Source organism: Pedobacter agri PB92, assembly GCF_000258495.1.
Lineage (GTDB): Bacteria > Bacteroidota > Bacteroidia > Sphingobacteriales > Sphingobacteriaceae > Pedobacter > Pedobacter agri.
This window is the reverse complement of record NZ_AJLG01000193.1, coordinates 1-8,725: the sequence shown is the minus strand read 5'-3', so window position 1 is coordinate 8,725 and position 8,725 is coordinate 1. Positions and strand designations below refer to the sequence as shown.

Annotated in this window: 2 protein-coding genes; both read left to right on the top strand. The window is 41.8% G+C overall.

The genetic code is table 11. The features are described 5' to 3' along the window. Nucleotides 1-7,847, top strand: a 7,847-nt coding sequence (locus ON09_RS20405) for an Ig-like domain-containing protein (RefSeq protein ID WP_010602925.1), incomplete at its 5' end; no start/stop codon positions are given. A 103-nt stretch (nucleotides 7,848-7,950) separates the two neighbouring features. Then, nucleotides 7,951-8,725, top strand: a 775-nt coding sequence (locus tag ON09_RS20400; RefSeq protein WP_238533757.1) for a PorP/SprF family type IX secretion system membrane protein, incomplete at its 3' end; no start/stop codon positions are given.

Sequence of the window (8,725 nt, the reverse complement as noted above, 5' to 3'; positions counted from 1 at the left end):
CCAACCCAGGCTTAAGCTTAGATCCGGCAACCGGTGCAGTAAACGTAGCACCAAATACACCTGCCGGAACTTATACTCTGGTTTATCAAATTGAAGATAAACTAAACCCTGGCCAAACCAAACAAGGTACTGTAACCGTTACGGTTGGCGTTCCTGCAATAGCAGCAACAGATGATGCTGCCGCTATAAACGGAATTTCCGGTGGTACTGCAATTGCAGATGTATTGGCTAACGATACTTACAATGGTGCTGCAGCAACACTTACAAACCTCAACATCACACAGATTTCAACAAGCAATCCGGGTGTAACTTTAGAGGTAGCAACAGGGAAAATCAATGTGGCTGCGGGTACTCCAGAAGGAACGTATACGCTTATTTATGAAATACAAGATAAGTTAAATCCTGCCAATGTTGATAGAGCAACTGTTACGGTTACCGTAACAGCGGCGCCAATGGTTGCAGTTGACGACAATGGTACAGTGAACGGGTTTACCGGAGGTTTAGCGGTTCAAAATGTATTAACAAATGATTTATTTAATAACGCACCTGCATCTACAACTGGTGTAAATATTAACCAAATTTCCACACAAGCCGGCATCCAGTTAAATACTACAACCGGTGCAGTAACGGTTCCAGCCGGTACACCTGCCGGAAATTATGTATTGGTTTATAGCATCACTGATAAAATTAATACAAATGAAGTGAGACAAGCCAATGTGTTGGTAACAGTAGCTGCGCCAGAGATGGCTGCGAATCCAGATAACGGCGCAATAAATGGCGTAAATGGTGGTGTAGCAATACCAAATGTATTGACTAACGACACTTATAATGGTATTCAAGCAACTACAGGAACGGTAACATTGGCTCAAATCACAACGACTGATCCAAATGTAAACTTGAACCTCACAAATGGTGAAATCAGTGTAAATTCTGGAACAAAAGCCGGTACTTACGTAGTTACCTATGATATCATTGATAATTTAAACCCAACCTTAACTCAGCGCACAACTGCTACTGTAGTAGTCGATGCGCCAATAATGACCGCCATCGGCGATACAGGTTCGGCAAACGGTTTCGTTGGTGGGGTAACGGTTCCGAATGTATTGGCTAACGATATGTACAATGGGTCTCCTGCTACTTTAAGCTCAGTAAATATCAAAGAGATTTCATCGGCTAACACCGGAGTGAAATTAGATCCTGCAACAGGTGCTGTGAATGTTGCAGCAAATACACCTGCCGGTACCTACAATCTGGTTTATGAAATTGAAGATAAAGTAAATCCTGCTTCAACCAAACAAGCTACTGTAGTGGTAACAGTTGGAGCGCCGAATTTAGTTGCTTCAAATGATGCAGGTGCTGCAAACGGTTTCGCTGGCGGAACGGCTGTTCCGAATGTATTGGCGAATGACACATACAACGGAGCAACTGCAACTTTAACCAATATCAATTTAACAGAAATATCCAGTGATCAACCAGGGGTTAAATTAAACGTAACAACTGGCCAGGTAACTGTTGCAGCAAATACACCGCGTGGCACTTATAATTTGGTATATCAAATTGAAGATAAACTGAATCCAGGATTAACTAAACAGGCAACTGTAGTGGTTACCGTAAATGCTCCAGTGATGGTTGCAAACGCAGATAATGGAGCAATTAACGGAATTAAAGGCGGCGTGGCGATTCCGAACGTATTGGTTAACGATACTTATGATGGTGCGCAAGCAACCTTATCTACTGTTAGCTTAGTTCAAAATGCTACAACAGACACGAACGTAAACCTTGATGTGGCAACCGGTGAGGTTAAAGTAAATCCAAATACAAAAGCGGGTACCTATGTAGTCACTTATGATATTGTTGATCGATTAAATCCAACATCAACTCAAAGTACCACGGCTACTGTTACGGTTGACGCTCCGGTAATTATCGCTAATGGCGATACAGGTTCTGCAAACGGTTTTGTGGGCGGAATAGCTGTTCCAAATGTATTGGCAAACGATATGTATAATGGCTCGGCGGCTTCATTAACAAACGTTAACCTTAAACAGATTTCAACAAGTAATCCAAAAGTTCATTTAGATGTAACGACAGGGCAGGTGGTAGTAGATCCAAATACACCAGCCAACACTTACACCGTAACTTATGAAATTGAGGATAAGATAAATTCAGGATTAACTAAACAAGCAACAGTAACAGTTACTGTAAATGCCGCAACAATGGTGGCATATGAGGATACTGGTTCAGCTAATGGTTTTACTGGTGGTGTGGCTGTTCCAAATGTATTGGCTAACGATAGCTACAATGGAGCACCTGCAACTTTAAGCAATGTTAATCTGTCAGAAATATCATCTACCAATACAGGAGTTAAATTAAACTTAACTACCGGAGAAGTGATGGTAGATCCAGGTACAGCTGCTGGAACCTATAGTCTGGTTTATCAAATTGAAGATAGCCTAAACCCAGGTACAACTAAACTTGCTACGGTAGTGGTTACGGTAAATGCGCCAATAATGATTGCTGTTGCAGATAACGGGGCAGTAAATGGTGTAACGGGTGGTGTCGCAATTCCGAATGTTTTGGTTAACGACACCTACAATGGTGGTCAGGCTACTATTGCCAATGTAACTTTATCTCAGTTTGCTACAACTGATCCAAAAGTTACCTTGAACATTACTAATGGCGCAGTTAGTGTAGATCCCGCAACAAAATCAGGTACTTATGTAGTTACTTATGATATCATTGATAAGTTGAATCCAACATTAACACAACGCACCACAGCAACGGTTGTAGTTGATGCACCAATAATGGTGGCTAACGCAGATATTGGTTCTTCGAATGGTTTCACTGGCGGAACAGCGGTGCCAAATGTATTGGCAAACGACTCTTACAATGGTGGACCAGCAACTTTAACTAATGTCAAATTAACGGAAGTATCATCTACTAACCCTGGTGTTAAATTAGACTTAACTAGCGGCGCAGTAATTGTTGAGGCAAATACACCTGCCGGTACCTACAATCTGGTTTATCAAATAGAAGATAAAATTAACCCAGGTATAATCAAAACGGCAACTGTTACCATAACTGTTGGTGCACCGGTAATGACAGCTGCAGACGATGCAGGTGCTGCAAACGGATTTACAGGTGGTACCGCTGTCGCCAACGTATTGGCTAATGATACCTATAACGGGGCGCCTGCAAGTTTAACCAATGTTACCCTTACCCAAGTTTCAACAGGTAACACCGGCGTTAAATTAAATACTGCTACGGGCGTTGTCACTGTTGACGCGAATACTAAAGCAGGTACTTATAATCTGGTTTATACTATCGCAGATAAACTTAATCCAGCTTTAACCGAGCAAGCTACCGTAATAGTTACAGTTAACGCACCAGAAATGATTGCAAATGCAGATAATGGCGCAGTAAATGGCTTAGCTGGTGGTGCCGCAATCACTAACGTATTAACCAATGATACCTATAATGGTGCTGCAGCTACTTTAGCAAATGTCAAGTTAACACAGGAATCAACAACTGATGCTAAAGCTACTTTAGATGTGGCAACAGGGACGGTTAATGTTTTACCAAATACCAAAGCTGGTACTTATACAGTAGTTTATAAAATCGAAGACCTGTTAAATCCTGGTGTTACAAAAACAGCAACGGCAACAGTTGTAGTGAATGCACCTGTTATGGTTGCAACCGCTGATAACGGTACAGCAAATGGATTTACAGGTGGTACGGTAGTAGAAAATGTATTGGCAAATGATACCTACAATGGTGCGCCTGCAACTTTAAGTAATGTTAAATTAACACAGATTTCAACAGATAATCCGGCACTTACTTTAGATGCGGCCACTGGAAAAGTTTCGCTTGCGCCTAATACACCTGCAGGTACTTATACATTGGTATATCAAATCGAAGATTTGTTAAATCCTGGATTAACCAAAACTGCCAGTGTAACTGTAACAGTAAATGCCCCTGTTTTAGCTGCGAATGCTGATTCAGGAACTGCAAATGCTTATACAGGTGGTACAGCTGTTGCAAATGTATTAGCGAACGATACCTATAATGGCAACCCTGCTACCTTAGCGAATGTTACTTTAACACAAGTATCTACCAGCAATCAGAATGTAACATTGGATACGACCACAGGAGCGGTGAAAGTTCAGCCAAATACACAGGTTGGAACTTACACATTGGTTTATAAAATTGAAGATAAATTAAACCCTGGTCAGACTCGAGATGCTACAGTAACGGTTGATGTTTTGGCTCCGGTGATGGTTGCAAATGCTAATACAGGAAGTATTAACGGTTTAACTGGAGGTGCAGCAATAGCTAATGTACTGGCAAACGATACTTATGATGGTGCACCTGCAACACTTACCCAGGTTAACCTTTCTCAGGTATCAACAAGCAATCCTAACGTTACTTTAAATGCCACTACAGGTGCTGTAAATGTATTGCCAAATACGCCTGCAGGAACCTACACTTTAGTATACAGAATCGAAGATAAATTAAACCCTGGTCAGTTTGTAACGGCTACTGTAACGGTAATAGTAACCGCACCAGATTTGATCGCTACCAGCGACACAGGTTCTGCAAATGCTACAAATGGTGGAACAGCCGTAGATAATGTATTGGCCAACGATACCTATAACGGCGCACCTGCTACATTAGTAAATGTGAATTTAAGCCAGGTTTCAACAACCAATCCGCAAGTTACCTTAGATGTAACAACAGGTAAGGTAAATGTTGCACCAAATACTCCTGCCGGAGTTTATACCATCACTTATCAAATTGAGGATAAATTAAATCCTGGTCAGACTAAAACGACCAGCGTGACGGTAACGGTAACTTCAGGTACAATACTGGCTAATGATGATAGTGGAACTATAAATGGCGCTATTGGAGGAACAGCCTTAGCAAATGTTCTGGCAAATGATACCTACAATAATGGCGTTCAAGCAACTATCAATAATGTAACGATTGTACAGTTATCAACTACAAATAGTAGGATCAGCATCAATCCGTTAACAGGAGCGGTAAATGTTTTAGCTGGAACATTGCCTGGAACTTATACCTTGCAATATCAGATTACGGATAAACTTGATGCTGCCAAATCATCTACGGCAGTAGTGACCATTACTATCCAAAATTCTGCACCAGTAGTAACCGCACCAGCGATTACAACCAATGAAGATACACCAGTAAATGGAAAAATCACCGCAACGGATGCAGATGGCGATCCATTAACGTTCACTTTAGTAACACCTCCAGCACATGGTACTTTAATATTGAACCCTGATGGAACTTACACTTATACACCAAATGCAGACTATAACGGAACAGATAGTTTCGTGGTAACTGTAAGCGATGGTAAGGGTGGAACCACTACGGTTACTATTAATGTAACGGTGACTGCAGTTAATGATGTGCCAGTGGCTACCACACCAGTAAATGTAACTACCACTAAGAATACACCAGTTACCGGTAAAGTTACTGCGACTGATGTGGATGGCGATCCATTAACTTACTCAGTAGGTACGCCACCTGCTAACGGTACAGTTGTGGTTAACCCAGATGGAACATTTACTTACACACCAAACAATAACTATAGCGGAACAGATAGTTTCACAATAGTTGTAAGCGATGGAAAAGGTGGAACGACTACGGTAACAGTTAATGTCAATATCGCACCAACTAATGTTGCACCAGTAGTAACCGCACCAGCGATTACAACTAATGAAGATACACCAGTAAATGGAAAAATCACCGCAACGGATGCTGATGGCGATCCATTAACGTTCACTTTGGTAACACCTCCAGCACATGGTACTTTGGTATTGAACCCTGATGGAACTTACACTTATACACCAAATGCAAACTATAACGGAACAGATAGTTTCGTGGTAACTGTAAGCGATGGTAAGGGTGGAACCACTACGGTTACTATTAATGTTACGGTGACTGCAGTTAATGATGTGCCAGTGGCAACTTCACCGGCTATTACCACGCCAATGAATACACCTAAAACCGGTGTTGTAACGGCGAGCGATGTTGATGGTGATTCATTAACTTTCACCGTGAGCACTGCGCCAGCGCATGGAACAGTTGTGGTGAATCCTGATGGAACTTATATATACACACCGGCAACCGGTTACACTGGAACAGATTCATTTATCATTACGGTTAGCGATGGTAAGGGTGGAACCACGACAGTTACCATTCCGGTTACAGTTACCTTAGTTGCAGCTCCTGCATTACGCTTAACAAAAGAAGCAACCAATACGGTGAGCAAAGTTGGTGATGTAATTAACTATAACATTATCGTAACCAATACAGGTAATGTAACCTTAACAAATGTAGCTGTTGCTGATGCAGGCGCCGATGCTGGATCTATTATTCCGGCAAGTGTAGCCAGTCTGGCACCAGGTGCGAGTGTTACTGTTACCGCCCGTCACACCGTTACTTTAACTGAAGTTAACAATGGTTCGTTTAGTAACCAGGCTAGTGTTACAGCGAATACTCCAGGTGGAGGAACCATTACCAAAGAGAAATCTGATAACCCTGCTACACCAGCCGTTGACGATGCAACGGTTACCGTGATCAGCCCTGCTTCAACCATTGCTTTGGTTAAAACAGGAACTGCAAGTGCAGATGGCAATAGCATTACTTACAACTTCAGTATTAGAAATACAGGAAATGTAACGTTGCATGTAATCACACTCGTAGATGCCAAACTGGGATTAACCAGAACCCTATCTGGAAATCTTGCTCCTGGAGCATCGGCAACTGAAAGCTTCACTTATCAGTTAACTCAAGCAGATAAAGATGCCGGAAGTGTAACCAATACGGCAACGGTAACGGCCAGAACACCTGCTAACCTTCCGGTAAGCGATGTTTCGGGAACTGCAGAAAACAATGATACACCAACCGTAACCAACTTTAGCGTAAACGGTGCCATTGCATTAGTTAAAACGGCAACGTTTGATGGAAACAAAGTAACCTATACCTTTACCATTAAAAATACTGGTCCGGTTACTTTAAACACCATTACCTTAACCGATGCGAAATTGGGCTTAAACAATAAAGTCATTACAGTAGCAAATGGCTTGGCTCCAGGTGCGGTTACCACTGCTGTAGAGGTTTATACTTTAACACAGGCCGATAAAGATTTGGGAACAGTAACCAATACGGCAACTGTTAATGCTAAAACTATCGGTGGTGCTAACGTGACTGATGTTTCTGGTACGCTAGAAAACAATAACACACCAACGGTAATCAGTTTCCCTAAATCACCAAGAGCCGTTAATGATGATGGTGGCATTGTTTCAGGTTCACCAAAAACAATCATCGTGTTGGCGAATGATGATCCAGGTAACTCAACATTCGATAAGCTAACGGTTGAAATTGTAAGTCAGCCTAAGAATGGAAAAGTGGTGGTTAATGCTGATGGAACCATTACTTATACTGCCAACCCGGGATTCACTGGAGAGGACACCTTCACTTACCGAGTAAAAGATGCTTACGGATATTACACCAACGTGGCATCGGTAACTTTAACAGCAACATTTGTAAACATTTCAGTACCGAACTTATTTACACCAAATGGTGATGGAATAAATGATGTATTCGAGATCAGAGGATTGAATCAATATCAATCTAATGAATTACAAATTGTTAACCGTTGGGGTAATGAAGTGTTCCATGCCAAAGGTTACCAAAATAACTGGACAGGTGAAGGGCTGAATGAGGGAACTTATTATTACCTACTGCGTGTTAAAAAAGCGGGAAGTGATGAGATGGAAGTATTTAAAGGATACATCACATTAATCAGAGCATTTAAAAATTAAGATAAGAGGCTTAGGGAGATCAGGCATCAAAATCTGATTTCCCTTTTAGATATTAAGACGATGAAGAAATTATTATTGTTAGTAGGCTGTTCCATTTTATGGTTTGCAAAACCAGTTTTTTGCTCAACAGGATGCCCAGTATAGCCAGTACATGTTCAACGGCATTTACATTAACCCGGCTTATGCAGGTTATAAAGAGGTTTTGAATGTGCACAGTTTTTACCGTAGCCAATGGACGGGCATTACCGGAGCGCCGAAAAGTATGTCGCTTGCTGTTGATGCCATTGCCAACAGTGGAAATGTGGGTTTGGCCCTTCAGGTATCAAGTGATAAACTTGGTGCACAAACCAACCTGGCCGTTTATGGTAACTATGCTTACCGGATTCGTTTAAACGATGATGGTAGCTCGCGACTGGCTTTAGGTTTAGGCGTAGGGATGGCGCAACTGGGTATTGATGGTTCACTGTTAAACCCGAACGATCCGGAACCATTTCAACCGGTAGGCGTTCAAAGCACCATTGTACCAGATGCAAGGGCAGGTGTTCATTTTGCCAACGATAAGTTTTATGCCGGTTTTTCTGCTGATAACCTGATTGCCACTTACATCAATATTGATCGTTATGCCTTTATTCCTCAACCAAAGCCGCACTACTATTTAACAGCTGGTGCTTTGTTTCCAGTCAATGAAGATTTTCAGGTAAAACCATCTTTCCTTTTGAAAGATGACCGGGGCGGACCAACCAGTTTAGATGTGAATGCTTTCTTGTTGATCAAAGAGTTTTTATGGGTGGGTGGATCTTATCGTACAGGAGTGAAACTTTATGATAAAAGCTATTTACAAAGAGACCTTACACCAAGAAACTCGGCAGTTGCTGCCA